General features: G+C 34.4%; 16 protein-coding genes. 5 read left to right on the top strand and 11 right to left on the bottom strand.

The features are described 5' to 3' along the window. Nucleotides 1-3: 3 nt before the first annotated feature. The 11 genes from KFZ70_RS05605 to KFZ70_RS05555 all read right to left on the bottom strand — a co-directional run bounded on the left by KFZ70_RS05605 (nucleotide 4) and on the right by KFZ70_RS05555 (nucleotide 8,757). Nucleotides 4-504 carry a F0F1 ATP synthase subunit B gene (locus KFZ70_RS05605; RefSeq protein WP_139694482.1) on the bottom strand — a complete coding sequence of 167 codons (501 nt, stop codon included), beginning with the start codon at nucleotides 502-504 and terminating at the stop codon, nucleotides 4-6. Nucleotides 505-586: 82 nt separating this feature from the next. Beyond that, nucleotides 587-778 carry an ATP synthase F0 subunit C gene (gene atpE / locus KFZ70_RS05600; RefSeq protein WP_168796694.1) on the bottom strand — a complete coding sequence of 64 codons (192 nt, stop codon included), beginning with the start codon at nucleotides 776-778 and terminating at the stop codon, nucleotides 587-589. A gap of 34 nt (nucleotides 779-812) precedes the next feature. Then, nucleotides 813-1,889 (bottom strand): F0F1 ATP synthase subunit A, encoded by a 1,077-nt coding sequence (gene atpB, locus KFZ70_RS05595; protein WP_139694483.1) that lies wholly within the window; start codon nucleotides 1,887-1,889, stop codon nucleotides 813-815. Between the two features lie 102 nt (nucleotides 1,890-1,991). Next, on the bottom strand, nucleotides 1,992-2,387 hold the full coding sequence (locus KFZ70_RS05590; RefSeq protein ID WP_139694484.1) for a DUF6168 family protein: 396 nt from the start codon (nucleotides 2,385-2,387) through the stop codon (nucleotides 1,992-1,994). Continuing rightward, nucleotides 2,387-2,614 carry an AtpZ/AtpI family protein gene (locus KFZ70_RS05585; RefSeq protein WP_139694485.1) on the bottom strand — a complete coding sequence of 76 codons (228 nt, stop codon included), beginning with the start codon at nucleotides 2,612-2,614 and terminating at the stop codon, nucleotides 2,387-2,389. The genes KFZ70_RS05590 and KFZ70_RS05585 overlap by 1 nt, the downstream gene beginning before the upstream one ends. Beyond that, nucleotides 2,577-2,990: a polymer-forming cytoskeletal protein gene (locus tag KFZ70_RS05580; protein ID WP_139694486.1), complete on the bottom strand. Its 414-nt coding sequence runs from the start codon at nucleotides 2,988-2,990 to the stop codon at nucleotides 2,577-2,579. Before KFZ70_RS05580 ends, KFZ70_RS05585 begins: the two co-directional genes overlap by 38 nt. Before the next feature lie 19 nt (nucleotides 2,991-3,009). Beyond that, complete coding sequence (locus tag KFZ70_RS05575; protein ID WP_233243970.1) at nucleotides 3,010-5,571, bottom strand: tetratricopeptide repeat protein; 2,562 nt, start codon at nucleotides 5,569-5,571, stop codon at nucleotides 3,010-3,012. A 116-nt stretch (nucleotides 5,572-5,687) separates the two neighbouring features. Further along, the gene (locus tag KFZ70_RS05570) at nucleotides 5,688-6,383 is read right to left on the bottom strand and encodes an ABC transporter ATP-binding protein (protein WP_139694488.1); all 696 of its coding nucleotides are present in this window, start codon (nucleotides 6,381-6,383) and stop codon (nucleotides 5,688-5,690) included. A gap of 4 nt (nucleotides 6,384-6,387) precedes the next feature. After that, the gene (locus KFZ70_RS05565; protein WP_139694489.1) at nucleotides 6,388-7,860 is read right to left on the bottom strand and encodes a DUF5687 family protein; all 1,473 of its coding nucleotides are present in this window, start codon (nucleotides 7,858-7,860) and stop codon (nucleotides 6,388-6,390) included. A gap of 35 nt (nucleotides 7,861-7,895) precedes the next feature. Next, nucleotides 7,896-8,303 carry a DUF2059 domain-containing protein gene (locus KFZ70_RS05560; protein WP_139694490.1) on the bottom strand — a complete coding sequence of 136 codons (408 nt, stop codon included), beginning with the start codon at nucleotides 8,301-8,303 and terminating at the stop codon, nucleotides 7,896-7,898. A 121-nt stretch (nucleotides 8,304-8,424) separates the two neighbouring features. Then, nucleotides 8,425-8,757, bottom strand: a complete 333-nt coding sequence (locus KFZ70_RS05555; protein ID WP_139694491.1) for a PadR family transcriptional regulator — start codon at nucleotides 8,755-8,757, stop codon at nucleotides 8,425-8,427. Nucleotides 8,758-8,869: 112 nt separating this feature from the next. On the opposite strand from KFZ70_RS05555, the gene KFZ70_RS05550 reads away from it, so the two are divergent. The 5 genes from KFZ70_RS05550 to KFZ70_RS05530 all read left to right on the top strand — a co-directional run bounded on the left by KFZ70_RS05550 (nucleotide 8,870) and on the right by KFZ70_RS05530 (nucleotide 18,033). Then, nucleotides 8,870-9,925, top strand: a complete 1,056-nt coding sequence (locus KFZ70_RS05550) for a ferredoxin--NADP reductase (RefSeq protein WP_139694492.1) — start codon at nucleotides 8,870-8,872, stop codon at nucleotides 9,923-9,925. 308 nt (nucleotides 9,926-10,233) lie between these two features. Continuing rightward, a complete protein-coding gene (locus tag KFZ70_RS05545; protein WP_233243971.1) occupies nucleotides 10,234-10,533 on the top strand; it encodes a carboxypeptidase-like regulatory domain-containing protein in 300 nt (99 codons plus the stop codon). Between the two features lie 147 nt (nucleotides 10,534-10,680). Beyond that, entirely contained in the window at nucleotides 10,681-13,011 is a 2,331-nt protein-coding gene (locus tag KFZ70_RS05540) for a sulfatase-like hydrolase/transferase (protein ID WP_139694494.1), read from the top strand. 445 nt (nucleotides 13,012-13,456) lie between these two features. Continuing rightward, nucleotides 13,457-16,468, top strand: a complete 3,012-nt coding sequence (locus KFZ70_RS05535) for a TonB-dependent receptor (protein WP_139694495.1) — start codon at nucleotides 13,457-13,459, stop codon at nucleotides 16,466-16,468. Between the two features lie 35 nt (nucleotides 16,469-16,503). Continuing rightward, a complete protein-coding gene (locus KFZ70_RS05530; RefSeq protein WP_139694496.1) occupies nucleotides 16,504-18,033 on the top strand; it encodes a RagB/SusD family nutrient uptake outer membrane protein in 1,530 nt (509 codons plus the stop codon). Nucleotides 18,034-18,136: the final 103 nt, after the last annotated feature.

Below are 18,136 nucleotides of genomic sequence, written 5' to 3'. Positions count from 1 at the left end.
TTCTTATTTTGAAGTTTTTTCAGCTAACATTGACTCAACCAATTCTAATTGTTTGTCTTTGTTAGATAATTCTGTACGCACTACTTTTTCGGCAATCTCTAAAGATAATCCAGCCACGTGATTTTTAAGTTCGGCCATAGCAGACTTTTTTTCGCTTTCAATAGCAGCTTGAGCTTGCTCAATCATTTTATTAGCTTGTTCTTGAGCTTCTCCCTTAGCATCTTCAATCATTTTATTTTTAATATCACGTGCTTCCTTCAACATAGCTTCACGCTCAGCTCTAGCTTCTTTTAATAACTTTTCATTATCTGCCTGAAGGTTAGTCATATCTAACTTTGCTTTTTCAGCAGCATCTAACGCATCTTTAATACCACCTTCTCGCTTTTCAACAGCATCAAGTATTGGTTTCCAAGCAAATTTTCTTAGAAGTAAAACTAAACCAATGAACAATACTAATTGCCAGAAGAATAATCCTATTGAAAACTCATTTATTAACTTTTCCATTTATTTATATCTATAGATTTTAATACAATACTAATTTTAAAAAAACAGCCTTAACCAACCGTTAAAGCTGTTTTTAGGTTTTTTAAGCTGCAAATAAAGCAGCAAATCCAATACCTTCAATAAGTGCTGCTGCAATAAGCATAGCAGTTTGGATTTTTCCAGAGGCTTCTGGTTGACGTGCAATAGCATCCATTGCTTGTCCACCAATTCTACCGATACCTAAACCAGCACCAATAACGATTAAACCTGCTCCAACGATGTTTGGAATTGTCATAATGTATATATATTAAAAATTAAACATTCAAAAATTAGTGATCATCATGATGTTCTTCAACCGCCATACCAAAATACAAGGCTGAAAGCATTGTAAAGATATAGGCTTGTAAAGCTGCAACTAAAAGCTCTAACAATGATAAAGCAAATGCTAAACCAAAAGACAATGGACTTCCTATCCAGTTTTTAAATATGAACATTAATCCAATGATACTCATCAATACAATGTGTCCTGCTGTTATATTAGCATACAAACGAATCATTAATGAAAATGGCTTGATAATAGTTCCTAGCAACTCAATTGGTGCTAAAATAATTTTCATTGGCCATGGCACTCCTGGCATCCAAAAAATATGACCCCAGTAATTTTTATTTGCTGTAAACGTAGTTAAGAAATACGTTATTAATGCTAATGCAAGTGTTACAGCTATGTTATTTGTAACGTTAACCCCAAGTGGTGTTAAACCTAATAGGTTAATTATCCAGATAAAAAAGAAAACGGTTAACAAGTACGGCATATACTTTTTGTATTTCTTTTCTCCTATGTTAGGCACCGCAATATCATCTCTAATATAAAGAATGATTGGCTCTAAACCTCTTCCAATACCTTTAGGCAAACTATTTGTTTTGTATTTTTTAGCCATTCTGCTAAACACAAAAAACATTAACAACCCAACCAAGAAAATGGTAAATACATTTTTAGTTACTGAAAAATCTATAGGCTTAACATTGGTTGGATGGTGGTGATCATCAAGGGTGATGGTTCCCTCGGCATCTGTTTTGTAAACTTTATTGTGATAAAGCGTGTAGTAATCTCCATCAACCTCAGCAACAGATTCGCCATGGTGAAATTGTGAAGATGAAAATACTTTTAAACCATTATCCCATAAAATCACAGGAAGAGGAAAACCAATATACTTATGTTCTCCAGAATCAGTAGTATAAGAAAACAAACTAAAATCATGTGAGTCAAGCAAGTGATGACTGATGTATTCTTTTATTTCAGTTTTAATGTCACCTTCACCTTCGTGCTTTTCTTCTTTTGCAAAAGAAAACGTTGTAACCATTAAGAAAAGTAAACAAATCGTTTTTCTAGAAATAATATTCTGCATATCACTTATTATAAATAGTGGCTTAAAAATCGCTGCAAAGGTATGTTTTTATCTCAAAAGCAAAAAACAAATTTTAATATTATTTATTTCGTTCAATTATAACTATTTATAATTATCTAAAGTATTGAGAAACTTAGACAAAATAATGCTTTCTGTAATGAGGCAAATGACGTAAGGAATGAAGAAAATGAGGAATTCCACTCTACTTAAATCGCCATCAGCGTGATATCTTGGGTAAAACAAAATAAAAAAGAACACAAACTTAAGCATACTTGCCAACATAAAAACAAAACCAAGCTGATCTTTTAATTTACGCTTTAAAACAAAAAGTAACAAAACAACGATACAAGCCAAAAGCGCGTTGACCGTATAGGAATAGATAATTTCTTTAACCACAACCGGTTGCTCCACAAAACTATTTACTACAACATGTATACCACATGCCGCCACCGCCACCGCAAAGAGAATACCACAATTAACGGCGAGTCTTTTTAACATTACGGATTTAGCTTATTAATTTGTTTTAAAACAGCATAAAGCGCTATGCCAACACCAAGAAGCGTAAAGACAATCAAAAACACTTTTGATTCACTATCAAATTTAGAATCTATCCATTTACCTAAAAGCACAAAAAGATAAATGGTAACTCCCATTTGTATGGCAATACCTGATAGTGCCGCTATTTGCTTAAGCTGATTTTTCTGATTTTCGTTTTTGTTGGCCATTATTAATCTCTTTTGCGGCACCTTTCATAGCACACTCTACATTAAAGGTAGCGCCAGGCTCAACGGCTAGTTTGCCAACAACCACTTCACCTTCAACCTGTGCTGACGATTTTAATGTTAATGTTCCTGATAAGGTTAGCTTACCCGAAAACTTACCCTCGAAATAGGCATCTGTACCATGTAATGTACCATTAATTAATCCAGATTTACCTACTACTACTTTTCCAGAGGTTTTAACGTTACCTTCAACAGTTCCGTCAATTCTAAAATCGCCTTGACTTTCAACGTCACCTACAATAGAGGTGCCTTGTGCTATAATATTTTGACTTGATGATCCTTCTGTCATTTGCTTGTCTTTTTTATTTTCAGAAAACATAATAAAACTAAGTGTTAGGTTAATTATTGTATAGATTTGAGTAGGCTTCCAAATTTTTATGTATTTGAATAATCTGATAATTTTCAGATGATATTGCAAAATATGGAATTTTAATTTTTTCCTTGTCTTTTTCGCTTATGATTTGATCAAATGTGTCTGCCACACGCTTTGAATGCAGACCATGAACCACAATAAACGTTGTGTTTGGGCTATAAATATCTTTTGATGATTTAAGCTTATAATACTTTACATTTTTAAGTACAGTATCAAGAGTAGATTTAAATCCATTAACTTCTTTTGGTGTTTTATCTTTAAACTTAAACACCACTTTGTAATGCCCCAAAATACTATCAGAAGATACTACAAATTCCTTTTTTGCAATTTGTGGTAATACCTGATCTTCTATATGTTGTGCTTGCTTACCCTCAGACGTATTAGCATAGGTTACCGCAACCCGATTTATTGCCTTTTTATAAGCCTCATAACCAAACAATCGGCCAGTAGCCATGGCCTTTAATAATTCAAATTTTGGCACAATAGGCTCCCCATCAAACTGAGTAATGTAGGTATCACTATTTGTAATAACCTGAGCATATTGCTGATTTTCATGCAACTCATAGAGTTTCTCATAGAGGTTTTCAGCGCTATTTTCATCCTCACTTGCGCCTAATTCAGGGTGTTGTAAAATGGCTGCATATCTGGAGTCTGGATAGCTGGCAATAATATCTGCTTTTGCTATTTGCGCTTCATCATGGTCACCTAATAGCTCATAGATTTTGTAAAGATTATATTTTGAAGGCAATTTCAATCGTTCTTCTGGATTACTTTTTAACAAGTCTTGAAACCTGTTTTTTGCCATATCATACTCCTGAAACTTTTCTTTATAAATTAATCCTAATTGATAATACGCGTAATTTCTTTCGTTGCTTATACTATCAATAGTTTTCTGATTTGATGGTATTTTTGATAGGTAAAACTGCGGATTAAATTTTTCTTCTTCAGAAATTGCGTCCAAATCATTAGAGTTTGAAATATTTCCAGCAACTCCTGTACTTATTTTATTTGACCAGCGCCAATCGTCATCATTGGTTCTATCTCCCCAAACTTTAACAAATTCATTTTTACCGTAAGCAACCGTTGTAGGGTTATAAAAATAAAACAGAGTAGCTTGATTAGGAACCCCTCGCCCTGCATTTGATAAAGCTCCTATTTGATTATTTACAGTTGCCAAACCACTGTTATTTTCATCAACTTCAGCTTGTTCTTTTTCTATTTGCGCCTTAACCTTTAAGGCTTCAACATGTTCATTAAAATACGCTAATCGATCTGCTTCACTCAGGTTAACTAAGTTTAAAATACTGTCATTAGTTTTAGCGATAGCCTCGTAGTAAATAACATCTTTTAAATTATCTCGCTTCTTTTTAATGACTCTATAGGGTTTAGAATTTAACACCAAATTAGTCATGGTACTATCATAGTATGCACCAGCGTCAGCATACACCGAAGCCTCAAAATACATATCGCCCAACCTTTCATAATTTCTAGCCTTAAGATACTTATCTCTTGAATTTGTGCGTAGCGATTTGTTATAAAAGTTAATCGCTAAAGCATCTGACTCATTTTTTAAATAGAACTCGGCGGTTTGATGATAAATTTTGTCAAGAAACGGTCTGTTTTCCCTATTCTCTTCCAGCTCTCTTAATAAAGTAGCCACTTCAAACTTATTTCCTGAATCGACATTGAAATTATTAATTTTTTCAAGCTGAGCTACAATCATGTATATTCTCGGTGTTTTTCGATTGAGCACAATAACCTTATCAAAAGCCATATTGGCACTATCTTTTACGCCTAAAGCATTGTACAGCTGCCCTTGAATAAACCTAAAGCGTCCGCGTTCATCATTACTTTTAGTAGCTGTTGCCGCAATGTCAAGCTGTGTTATAGCACTATCTAAAGCTTTTGTGTTAATATAAGCCTGCGCCAAAATTGAGGTAGCATCTGCAAGGTCTTGTCTCTCTAAAGATTCTTGTTTTAAGAGGCGTTTTAAGTTTTTTATAGCAAGCTCATTATTATCAAGCCTTATGTTACACTTTTCGCGCCATACCTTAGCTTGATTTATTTTATCACTAGCTGGATATTTATACAAAATGTAGTTGAAAGACTCTAACGCGGGGATAAATCGCTGATCAAAATACCTAGACTTTCCTAAAAGAATATAAGCCTCATCTATTTGAGGGTTTCTTTCTTTCCCTTCAATGTTCATTCCATGCTTCTGAATAGCTTTTATAGCCTTTTCTTCTGCCCTTGAAAAGTTTTCATTCTTTGATTGACCTGGCAAAATAACATCATCAAACACCTCAAGACGTTCAACGGGCAAAATATCCCAGTAATTATCAAAATAAGTATTATTAAGGGCTTCTCTGCCTTCTTCTAATGCATTATAGCCATTAAACAGAGTATTGTATTCAGCGGTAACCGCATGAAAATTTCGGTTAATAAACTTATCCTTTTTTCTGGAGCAGCTTATTGCCAAAGCCACACATAATGATGCAATAATGATAGATTTAAACGATGATTTCAATGCCGGCATATTTAGTTACATAATAACTGTAAAGTCAAGCTATTATTATAATTGCTTGGTAAAAATAAGCATCTTTTTGAATTAAGCTATAAAATGAAACTTGTTTTGAACTCAGATTAACCAGTAAAATGTGCTTCAAGTTCTTTTAAAGTGGCTTCACTTGTTACTAAATCTTTTGCAATTTCACCTTTATCAAGCACAACAATTCTTTCGCAAACATCTGTAACATGAAGCAAATCATGACTTGATACTAACACAGTAACTCCTTGTTTTTCGGCAAGATTTTTTATAATGCTTTTTAAGCGAATTTGTGTTGTTGGATCTAAATTGGCAAAAGGTTCATCCAGAATAATGACCTCTGGATTTCCAATAAGGGCTGCTACAATTCCCACTTTCTTTTGGTTTCCTTTGCTTAAATCACGTAAATATTTTTTCTGATTTAAAATTTCATCATGAAAAAAATCTTTAAACTGCGAAATTAAGGCATCAACATCAGCTTTATTTTGCCCTCGCAACTCTCCAATAAAATAAAAGTATTCTTCAGGGGTTAAATAACCTATTAAAAAACTTTCATCAATAAAAGCAGACGTGAAGGGTTTCCAGTCTTCACTTTTATCTACTTGAACACCATTGTTTTTAATATGACCTTTGGAAGGCTGAATTAAATCTAGCAACAAGCTAAAAAAAGTGGTTTTACCAGCGCCATTATTACCAACTAGACCAAAACTTTGCCCTTTAGGAATTTCTAAGGATTCGATATTTAAAACCTGCTTGCTGTTATATGTTTTTGAAAGATTTGTTGAGATAATCATAGTCTTAATTATTTTGTTTGTAAGCTGCCAGTGTTTTATACTTTTCAGACTTATATACTTTTTCAATGACATTAAACACCTTGTTTTTAAATAAAAACCCAGCAACGCCACATATAGCAACCAAGGCAAACCCAAACGTCTCACCCAGTGTAAAATGTCCGATAGCATAAAGCACCATAGGCAAAACAAGTTTTGGCAGTGTTAATAGCAATGTTTTAGCGTTAAATGCTTTTTTGTCTCCAAAAGCCTTTCTGTTTGATGTCAAGTCTATAGGCGTTTTAATATAAGCCCCTCCCCAGAGCACAATATGCGAATTCACACCAATATTGTAAATAGCACCAACAAGTATAGCTGCGTATGCTTGCCATCCGAAATATAGATAAAACACAGATAAAATTGTTGAAATAATAGTTGCTATAACCATCAAATACCATTTAGAAGAAATGTATGCTTTATACCTGATGTTTTGACTCATCATTAACGGATAATAAGCACTATCCCAACTGGGCACAAACTGACCAAAGCTAAATAAAAATCCACCTGACACAAAAATGCCAGCAAAAATTCTCCAAAAAGGTCCTTTATAAGCTTCTATGGAGTTTGTAAAAAACATTAAACCATAAAACAAAAAGAGGGCACTCATCAACAACGTGGTTTTCGATCGCTTGTTTCTTTTAAGTAATCTGATATCGTTCTTTAAAAACGTTGAAACACTACCAAACCTATTAAGCCAAGCAAAATCTTCACTCTTTACGACCTCTATTTTCTTTGACAACCCACCATCTAAATAAAAATGGTTTCTAAAATATTTGAAAGCGATTTTGTATAATAAAACCAATACTATGAATGGAGTTAGGGCTAAATACGGAACATCATAAAACGATTGAAAAACGGGTGCCGTAAACAAGGTAACATCAAATAATTCATAATAAAGCAAGAGACCAAAAACAATAATCACTCCCAACACAGCATAAAACACAACATCTTTACTATTAACAAATACATTAATGAAATTATTACAAAAAACAAGTGCCATAATGGCCATAAACCATCCTAAGACACTAAAAATTGGATAGCCCTCTATGAGCAAAACAACTGAAAAGGGTATAAATAAAAACGCGTGTACTATATTAAAAAAAGACAGCATTGTTTTATTTAAGGCAAAATGTATAACCTTAGCTTTCTTAATTGGTAAATACAGTAATGGCCTTATATTAACAATAGGCATCTTTTGAAGAAAGTATCTAAACACCAAATCGAAAACCACATAAAACACCAAAAAATCATTAAAAACAACTATAGGATCTTTATGAAACTTATCTCTAATAATAAAAAAGACCCCAAACCCGAGCAATAAAAAAGTTACAATCATCCACAGTGCTCCAAAGCCTAAAAGTATTTTAAAAAATAAATTAGTTTTAAGTGAAGGCGATCTAAAAAATGCTTTCCACTCTAAACTTATAAAATGCTTAATCATAACCATAAGGTGATTTGAAACCCTCTATATTAATACTATTGATACTTTTGCGCAATAGCCTGCACCTTCATGCCCCAAGATTGTCCAAAAGCCATAGCTTTTTGAGTAAGTTCTACTTGTTTACTAGCCAGTTTTTTTCCTAAATCGGTCTTATAAAAGTTTATAAGTTGTGTTATCTCGGCAGCGGTAAACTCAGCCATATACAAATCGGCCATCTGATTATATAGTGGCTCTAGTGTACCATTGGCTTCGTTGGTATAAGCTTCTTTGTTGGTCTCAGGAACCATAGCTCCAATTTGAGCAATGGCCTTTTCAAAAGCTTTTGCAGCACCAGTAATTTTTATAAATTCAACTGTTTCTTTTTTAAACCCAGAATTATCCTGAGCATAAAAAGTTGACGAAAGCGCTATGGTAAACAAACAGATTAGTAGGTTTTTTTTCATGTGAAACTATTTATTAATTAAGATTTTTATTGTGACACCATAATGTTTGTACAAAACTAAATGACTTTGTTACAGCACCCTATGCTTTCTGTGTTTTTTTCTTTAAAAATACAACCTAGAATTAGCGAAACCTAGGATTAACCAAAGCACGCATGGTTTTAATATATTGCTCAAGTTCGGCTAACTTCTTTACAGTTTCTTTGGTGCCAGATTCTGTAAGTTGATAATACTTTCTTATTCTATTTCCTATTTTAATGACTTTTACCTCTAAAAGGCCTTGCGCCGTCATTTTATGAAGTGATGGATACAACGCTCCTTCGGTTAACCTGAGCTCTCCATGGGTTAATTCATCTACTCTTTGTACAATTTCATAGCCATACATGGTGTCGTGCTCATTAAGAAGCTTTAAAATAATAGTAGCAAGACTTCCTCTATACAAATGGGCATTATTCATCTTAATCAAATATACATAAAAATATTATGCATAATATTTTTATGTATTATTTTTTCATATTAAACTATTCTATTTTTAACGGCTTCACTATTTTTGCTTAAAATCATTTTATATGTCATCATTTCACACACTTTCAGTTAAAAATATCCATAGAGAAACAGACAAAGCCGTTAGTATCTCATTTAATATTCCTGACAATCTGAAAGATGCTTTCGCGTTTCAAGCTGGACAATACATTACGCTAAAAACAGAACTTGATGGCAAAGAAATTAGAAGGGACTATTCTCTGTGCGTATCCCCAAAAAGTGGTGACATAAAAGTTGCAGTAAAAGCGGTAAAAGATGGCACCTTTTCAGCCTATGCTAATAGCTCTCTTAAACCTGGTGACACCATAGAAGTTGCACCACCAAAAGGACGTTTTATCTTTGAACCAAACGATAAAAAAACTAAGAATATAGCTTTATTTGCAGCAGGAAGCGGCATTACACCCATACTAAGTATTATTAAATGTGCTTTAGAGGAGGAATTTCACAGCAAGGTTATTTTGGTTTATGGTAATAAAACGACTCACGATACCATGTTTTTACAGGAACTTTTAGAACTTCAACACAACTACAAAGATCGCTTTTCTATTCAATTTGTATTTAGCCAAGAAGATGAAGACGACGCTATTTTTGGTAGAATTGAAAAAAGTACCGTTAATTATGTTATGAAGAATGAACATAAGCACGTTGAGGTTGATGCCTATTATTTATGTGGTCCTGAAGGTATGATACATACGGTTAAAGATGTTTTAGCAGATCATAACATTGATGAAAGCCGTATTCATTTTGAACTTTTTAAAGCCGCCAAAGTTGATGAAGTTGAAGACGTGGCTGTACCATCGGGAAAAACCCAAGTTACCGTAACTGTGGATGATGAAACCACTACGTTTGAAATGTCGCAAACACAAACCTTATTAGAAGCCGCTTTAGATGAGGACATTGATGCACCCTATTCCTGTCAAGGCGGTATTTGCAGCAGCTGTTTAGCACGCATTAAAGAAGGCGAAGCAACCATGCGACAAAATAATATTTTAACAAATAGTGAGGTTGCCGAAGGCTTAATTTTAACCTGTCAAGCGCACCCAACCACAGCTAGCATCACTATTGACTTTGATGATGTGTAATATCTTCTTTTTATATTAAGATATCCTAGAAGCCCTTATAAAACATAACCATTCTTGGAACAAGCCATCTCCCTAAATTCTACAATTATTTTGGGTTAAAACGCGTGTTATTTTTTTGCACTTACAAAAATACCTTTTTATAAGATTTTACTTCGCTTAAATACTTCCACCAGCCAAGGGTACGCCTGATTCATAAAGGATTTATCAATTTGTTACATGGATTTGACAATATGTTGCATCTATGAATTTATATCAATGTTAAGTTTGTGTTAATAGATTTATTAACTAAAACTAAACATTTGATGCTTATGAAATCAAGCAAATTACTCAAACTAAAATTCAAACATCAGCTATTGATGTTGTTTATGGCACTACTCACTGGTACCACCATGGTGAGTGCCCAAGAATTGACCATCAACGGTACGGTGGTAGACGAATCTGGCGTACCCTTGGCTGGTGCAAATATTGTAGAAAAAAACACGACACATGGCGCCCAAACCGACTTTGATGGTAACTTCTCACTAAAAACCTCTAGTAATGCGGTGCTAGTGGTAAGTTATTTTGTAAGCTTCCCCAAAAATCAAACTACTTTTAAAACGAAAAAATGAATAATTTTGGAAAAACTAACAGTTCTATTTAGGGGAAGTCGACAACTGGATTCAATACAGGATCCTATTTTTCTAAATGTTTTAAAAACCAATTTGGTCTGCTGCCTAGTGAATACTTAAAAAAGAACAAATCATCTGATAAGAAAAATGAAATTATTCTTGATAAATAATCTGCACATCAACCGTACAGTGTTAAAACTAATAGCATATTGCATTGTTTCCATGTGCATGGGCTATACATCATGGGCTTACCAATTACAAACAAACTCCAATAAAAGACCCAATATTATACTCATCATGTTAGATGATTTGGGTTATGAATGTGTTGGTGCCTATGGCGGCACATCATATAAAACACCAAACATAGATCAATTGGCAAAAACAGGCATGTTGTTTATTCAAGCCTATGCACAGCCTCTATGTACCAATACCCGTGTAAAATTAATGACGGGTAAATACAACTACCGTAATTGGACAGCCTTTGGAATTTTGAATCCAGATCAAAAAACCTTTGGGCATTTAATGCAAGACGCTGGTTACGCCACCTGTATAGCAGGTAAATGGCAGCTGCAAAGTTACGACCCTGTAAGCTATCCTGGTTCAGAATTTAGAAGAGGAACCGGTATGCAAGTGGAGCATGCTGGCTTTGACGCATACTGTTTATGGCATACGGGGCATACCGAAAATAAAGGGTCTCGCTATGCCAATCCAACCATATTACAAAATGGTACATTTTTATCAGACACAACAAACAAATATGGTCCAGATATTTTTTCAGATTTTATAAATGACTTTATTAATAAACAAAAAGGAAAACCTTTTTTTGTGTATTACCCCATGGCCTTAACGCATGACCCATTTACACCTACACCCCAAAGTAAAGCATGGAGTACTCCAGAGAAACGATTACAGAAAGACACCACTAACTTTAAAGACATGGTGGCTTATGCAGATAAGATTATTGGAAAAATAATCACAAACTTAGAAAAACAAGGGCTTAGAGATAACACTTTGGTTATGGTGTATTCTGATAATGGAACGCACCAAACCATTTTTTCAAAAGCAAACCAACAATATATTCAAGGTGGAAAAGGACTAACTATAGAAACAGGTATAAAAGTGCCCTTTATAGCCAACTGGCCAGGACATATTCAAAAAGAACAAACAGCTGAGATATTAATTGATGCTATAGATTTTTTACCGACAATGCTTGATGTGGCTGGTAAAAAAATACCTGAAGACTTTATTACAGACGGTCAAAGTTTCTACCCTACCTTAAAAGGAGAGTCCTCAAATAGGCGCGATTGGGTTTATATGAATTACAATCCTAAGCCTGGTGCAGGTAAAGACCATATTAATCCAGCCGAATTTGTACTGAATAAAACATACAAGCTTTATGGTGATGGTCGGTTTTATAATGTTGAAAAAGACAAACAAGAATTAAAACCTTTAAATACTTTTACTTTAAATCAGCATACAAAAAAAGTTAAACAACGTTTTGAAACTATTATAGATTCCCTCAAAAAATACCCTACCTATGGAAGTATTGAACGTTTAGATCCTGCTTTTGATTCAATAGTTTCAATACATGCTCGCATTGATTTGGTGGCTAAAGGATTTAATTGGGCCGAAGGTCCTGTTTGGCTTCCAAAAGAACAAACATTGTTATTTACAGATGTTCCAGAAAATAAGGTGTACCAATGGAATGATTTAAAAGGATTAAACCTTTACTTAAATCCCTCGGGTTATACAGGTCCTGATATTAACCCATGGCCTAGAGGAGGTAAAGGCGCCAATGGATTGGGTGTTGATGCTGAAGGGAATCTAATACTATGCCAGCAAGGAGACCGTGTTATAAGTAAATTAATCAGCTTGAAAGATTCGTTAACACCTAAATATGAACCTTTCATTACAAATTATAATGGAAAAAAATTCAATTCACCCAATGATTTAACCTTTGACTCACAAGGAAACATTTACTTCACCGATCCTACATACGGACTTAAAGACGCTAAAAGCGATCTAGGATTTAGTGGCGTATTTTTTTACTCAAAGAAAGATAGCACTGTCATTCTTTTAGATAGAGATATAAAATTCCCAAATGGAGTGGCCATTTCTCATGATAACAAGACCCTATATGTTGGCGACTCCAATACGAGTTTTCCAAAAATATTTGCCTTTGATATTCTTGCTCCCGGTAAATTAGTTAGTAAAAGGATTCTATTTGATGTTACCGAACTTCGTGAAAAAAGCCTGAGCAAGCAATGCCCAGATGGTATTAAACTAGACAAAAACGGGAATCTCTTTTTTGCTGGCCCAGATGGCGTTCTTATTGTCACACCTAAAGGCAAACATTTAGGCACTATCAAAACAAATAAAGCAACCGGTAATTGTGAATTTAGTGAAGATGGTAGATTTCTATTTATTGTTTCAGATGATTTATTGCTACGAGTGAACCTTAAGCCTTATGCTAAATAATAGCATCCTGAATGATTAACTTGCAATAAGCGAACATTTTTATTTCGGTATTAACATTTTTATATTGTAAAATATACTAAATTGGTAAAATAATACCAGTTGAAGGTAATATATAACAACTACTAAACCTGTTTTTTATTTTTTTTTATCCAAAGCAATAAGAGGTGTTTTACAAATAGAAAATGAACTACACCAATTTTATATTTGAAACTAGTTTTTTTTTTGAATATTAAACCCTACAATAAAAATTAAAAAAATTATTTTAAAACTTTCATTATCAGTTTTTTACATAAATAAAAACTACAAAAAAATATTTTTACACAAAATTTATATCTGTTTTTTTGTCATAAAATTTATTTTTACCTATAAAAATTAAAATCACATTACTATATTTAGACCCTTAAACTCACTAATTTATTAACAATTAAACTAAAACTAAACAATTATGAAAAAACAAATTACTCTGTTTTTGAGACGTAGCTTCTTGCTTGGAGCGCTTCTCATGTTTATGAGTTTTCATCATGCAAATGCACAACAAACCATTAATGGAACTGTTGTTGACGAAGCTGGTGTTGGCATCCCTGGCGCAAACGTTATCGTAAAGGGAACAACTACTGGATCTGTCACCGATTTTGATGGAAATTTCAGTATTTCAGCATCAGCTTCTGATGTTCTAGAAATCTCTTTCATTGGCTACGTTACCCAATCTATTACGGTTGGCAACCAAACTAAAATCAACGTAACCCTTATTGAAGATGCGGCAGAACTTGACGAAGTGGTTGTTATTGGATATGGTACTGCTAAAAAAAGTGACCTCACAGGAGCTGTTTCTCAGGTTTCTGCTAAATCATTTGAAAAGCAACCATTAACCCGTGTTGAAGACGCTTTATCAGGTAGAGCTGCTGGTGTAACGGTATCAAGACAAGGTGGTGCTCCTGGTGCAGCCATTAAAGTTAGGGTTCGTGGAGTAAACTCTATTAATCAAGATAACAGTCCATTAGTAGTTATTGATGGTATTATTGGCGGAGATTTAAGCACCATAAACCCAAATGACATTGCTTCTATGGATGTATTAAAAGATGCATCCGCAACAGCTATCTATGGATCGAGAGGTGCTAACGGGGTAATTATGGTAACCACGAAGAAAGGTAAAGGGAAATCTAAAATAGATGTAGATTATTTTACCACAATATCTTCTGTTCCAGAATACCTTCCTACGCTAAATGCAGCAAATTTTGCAAGAATTGAGAACAGCAGACGTGTTCGTGTTGGTGGTTCACCAATATTTTCAGATTCTGAAATCAGTGATTTAGCGGCAAGCGGCGGAACAGACTATCAAAGAGAACTTTTTCAAACAGGTCTTTCTAATAACGTTCAATTATCTGCAAGCGGATCAGAAGGGAAAATCAACTATTTCCTTTCAGGAAATTACGTAAATGAAGAAGGAATTGTAAAAAGTACAGGTTTTGAAAGATATTCGGTTCGTGCGAATGTAAACTCAAATATAGCCGATAATTTTAAAATCGGTTTAAATGTATTCGCAACTAGAGCCAATACCAAAAATGACATTACAGCCTTAAATCGTTTTCAAGGTAGTTTAGTTGTGAAAGCATTGACATGGGATCCTACAACACCTATATTTGATGAAAACGGACAATATAACAGATTTTCAACTCGATCATTAGCATCACTTAATCAAAATCCAATCGAGGACATTAACACCACTGACAGAAATAGCATCAACGATAGACTAAACGTTAATTTTAACTTGAATTGGGATATCAACGACGCCTTTAACTACACTTTACTGGCCGGTGCTTCAACCATCAATAATGCCACAGAATCATATGTGTTAGACCACCCATTAAACGATGTTAGTTTTGGCAATGCCAAAAACACAACGCACCAGGTGAGTAACATTTTAACTTGGCATCAATTATTTGCTGATAAACATGATGTAAAAGTAACAGGTGTTTATGAGTTTTCTGGTTTTGAAAGCAGATGGAATGCTTATAATGGTAATGACTTATCACTTCCTTTAGGGTTTTATTTAGGAGAACTTGCTGCTGCAAGAAATTTTAATAACAATTACTCTAAATCAGCCTTAGAGTCCATAATGGGTAGAGCCGAATACATATACAATGATGTATTCTTTTTAACTGGTACAGTTCGTTCTGATTCATCATCTAAATTTAGATCCGGAAAAAGAAATGGTGTTTTTCCTTCAGTATCGGCAAGATATAACTTTTCTAATATGTTAGGTGAAGGAGACACTTTTACAGGTTTGAGTCTTAGAGCAGGCTGGGGACAAGTGGGTAATGAAAACATTGCTCCTTACACTACTTTCCCAACAGTTACAATAAATAGCACCTATGCTTTTGACGGTGCCAATGTACAGCCTGGATCTGCCCCAGATGGATATGGCAATCCAGATTTAACTTGGGAAACTACTACACAAACCAATGTGGGTGTTGATCTAGGTCTTTTCAATGGTAGAGCAAACTTATCATTAGACTATTATGTTAAAAACACTGAAGATTTATTACTAGATGTTCCGGTACCTGACACAAATGGAGGAGGGTTTATTAAACAAAATTTAGGAGAAATAGAGAATAAAGGTTTTGATATTTCTTTAAACGGAACCATTATTCAAAATGATAATTTTAACTGGAACTCAGTATTCACTTTCTCATATGTAAAAAACAAAGTAATCGATTTAGGTGATGTTGATGAAATTCAAGGCTCTTTTGAAAGTGTTGATGGTCAGCAAAGAAGATGGAATAGAATTCAGGTAGGCGAGCCTATTGGTCAATTTTGGGGAGCTACTTTCTTAGGCACTTGGAAATCTACCGACAATATTCCTGTTAATGAAACTGGTGAACCTATTGCCATCCCTGGAGATGCTAAATATCTGTTAGATGATGACAACAATTTGGTTTTTGGTGTTATTGGTAATGGTACACCAAATACTTTTTGGGGATTCAACAACACACTTACATATAAAAACTGGGATTTTAATGTGTTTTTCCAAGGCGTTCATGGATTTGACGTGTTAAATGCCGTTCAAGGGATTATAGTTGGTAATACAGGAAACCAGAGAAGTTTCTTAGCTGCAGATCAAGTGAACCAATGGACCGCAACAAATGAAACTGACATTCCAGCTGGTGGACGTAATGAAATTGGCTCTACAAGATTTGTTGAAAAGGGAGATTTTATTCGATTAAGCAATTTATCTATAGGTTATACATTTAATGATCTTTTTAGTACAATTGACTATTTGAAACTTTATGCATCTGGTCAAAACCTTTTCTTAATCACCGATTACACAGGTTATGATCCAGAACACACCTCAAGACCAGCAAATAATGCAGGTAATGTTGATGTAGCTGCCGGTATCAATGTAGGAGCTTATCCAAATCCTCGTACATTTTCTTTAGGTGTTAAATTTGGATTTTAAAAGAATTGTTTAAAAAAATAAAAATTATAAATAATATGAAAAACATTGAATTTTTCAGATATATTAAAGTAAAAGCACTATCTATATTGGTTCTTTTATTGGTAATCTCCGTTCAGAATTGTGCTGATTTGGAAGAAGACCCTACCATTTCAAGGTTAGCACCTGGTCAATATACCCTTCAGGAGGAATTAGAACTCGGTGTAACTGGAATTTATTCTAGACTAAGAAATGCATCACAATGGTCAACTTTTTTTGTAAATGGTTGGTCTGGTGATGACATCACAACCCATAGAGTAAGTAACAAAGCTGATTTTCGAGAGTTTGATCAACGCGTTGTAGCACCTACTAATGGAAGAATCGCGTCCAACTGGCGTGATATTTATGCCATGGTAAGAGCTGCCAATAATGCCCTTGAAAGTGCTGCTGGTTTAAATTTACCTGATCAAGATGCACAAGATAGATTAATTGGTGAAGTGCACTTCCTTAGAGGTGTTATGTTTTTTCATCTAACCAGAATACATGGAACTATACCCCTTCCTTTAACCTCAATACCCGATTTTAACATTGGTCTTTCAACTCAAGAAGAAGTATACCAGCAAATAGAATCTGACTTACTTCGAGCAGAAGAATTATTACCTGCTAAATACCCTGATGTACAAAAAGGTGCTCCTAGACCAAATTCTGGATCTGCACGTGCTATGTTAGCGCGCTTATACCTAGACTGGGCTGGATTTCCAGAAAAAAATACATCAAAATATGCAGAAGCTGCCTCTAGTGCTAAAAAAGTCATGGATAATGCGGGAGCTCATGGTTTTGGTTTAGTGGAAGACTTAAATGACTTATGGACATTAGAAAACAGATTTAACGATGAAAGTATTTGGACCATTGCCTATAACAGAGCAAATGGATTGAATAACCGTAAATTTGGTAAGCTAGGAAACCCTTCAGATGTTGGTGGTTGGCAAGAAACTTTTGCCGAAATTAAATTTTATGAAGATTTTCCTGAAGGAGCACGTAAAGATGCCACCTACAGATCTGATGGTGTTTGGGGAGATTGGGAAAACTTTACCGATCAAGCTACCCCTGTATTCACTAAAATTGTAGGCCCTCCAGGAGATATCTCATTAGATGATTTTAATACAGACAGAAATGATTTCTACATGAGATATGCCGAAGTATTACTAATCTATGCTGAAGCTTCTGGGCGTTCAGGAAATGTAACCACTGAAGCTTGGGAAGCCTTAAACAAAATAAGAAGAAGAGCTGCTGGTCTTCCATATAATACTCCAGATCCTTCGGTTGATGTGACTAGCGGTGACATTGCTGAACTAGCCTTCACAGAACGTAAATGGGAATTTGCCGGTGAATGGATTAGATGGAATGACTTAGTACGTATGGAGCGTGTAAAAGAAGCTTTATCTGATAGAGATCCGCAAAGTTCTTTTAACTCAGATGGTGAATTATTAGACGTTCAAAATCCAATTTTAGGATCATTAGAAACCAGCAACTATTTTGCTCCAATACCGCAAAATGAAGTTGACTTAAATCCTAATCTTAAAAAATAAGTTTCTCAAATAGTTAGTTTTTAAAACGGTAAGAAATAATAATTTCTTACCGTTTTTTTTAAATTCTACATAGTCAATTTATTATATTTGTTAGGCACTCCAA

The sequence above is a fragment of the Allotamlana fucoidanivorans genome, assembly GCF_045788535.1.
Classification (GTDB): Bacteria; Bacteroidota; Bacteroidia; order Flavobacteriales; family Flavobacteriaceae; genus Allotamlana; species Allotamlana fucoidanivorans.
This window is presented reverse-complemented; position numbering and strand designations above follow the sequence as displayed.

Coding starts and splice junctions, on each gene's coding strand:
- KFZ70_RS05560 (WP_139694490.1), bottom strand. CDS start 8,303: ATGAAAAAAAACCTACTAATCTGTTTGTTTACCATAGCGCTTTCGTCA.
- atpB (WP_139694483.1), bottom strand. CDS start 1,889: ATGCAGAATATTATTTCTAGAAAAACGATTTGTTTACTTTTCTTAATG.
- KFZ70_RS05535 (WP_139694495.1), top strand. CDS start 13,457: ATGAAAAAACAAATTACTCTGTTTTTGAGACGTAGCTTCTTGCTTGGA.
- KFZ70_RS05555 (WP_139694491.1), bottom strand. CDS start 8,757: ATGAATAATGCCCATTTGTATAGAGGAAGTCTTGCTACTATTATTTTA.
- atpE (WP_168796694.1), bottom strand. CDS start 778: ATGACAATTCCAAACATCGTTGGAGCAGGTTTAATCGTTATTGGTGCT.
- KFZ70_RS05590 (WP_139694484.1), bottom strand. CDS start 2,387: ATGTTAAAAAGACTCGCCGTTAATTGTGGTATTCTCTTTGCGGTGGCG.
- KFZ70_RS05580 (WP_139694486.1), bottom strand. CDS start 2,990: ATGTTTTCTGAAAATAAAAAAGACAAGCAAATGACAGAAGGATCATCA.
- KFZ70_RS05570 (WP_139694488.1), bottom strand. CDS start 6,383: ATGATTATCTCAACAAATCTTTCAAAAACATATAACAGCAAGCAGGTT.
- KFZ70_RS05565 (WP_139694489.1), bottom strand. CDS start 7,860: ATGATTAAGCATTTTATAAGTTTAGAGTGGAAAGCATTTTTTAGATCG.
- KFZ70_RS05605 (WP_139694482.1), bottom strand. CDS start 504: ATGGAAAAGTTAATAAATGAGTTTTCAATAGGATTATTCTTCTGGCAA.
- KFZ70_RS05545 (WP_233243971.1), top strand. CDS start 10,234: ATGAAATCAAGCAAATTACTCAAACTAAAATTCAAACATCAGCTATTG.
- KFZ70_RS05585 (WP_139694485.1), bottom strand. CDS start 2,614: ATGGCCAACAAAAACGAAAATCAGAAAAATCAGCTTAAGCAAATAGCG.
- KFZ70_RS05530 (WP_139694496.1), top strand. CDS start 16,504: ATGAAAAACATTGAATTTTTCAGATATATTAAAGTAAAAGCACTATCT.
- KFZ70_RS05540 (WP_139694494.1), top strand. CDS start 10,681: ATGAAATTATTCTTGATAAATAATCTGCACATCAACCGTACAGTGTTA.
- KFZ70_RS05550 (WP_139694492.1), top strand. CDS start 8,870: ATGTCATCATTTCACACACTTTCAGTTAAAAATATCCATAGAGAAACA.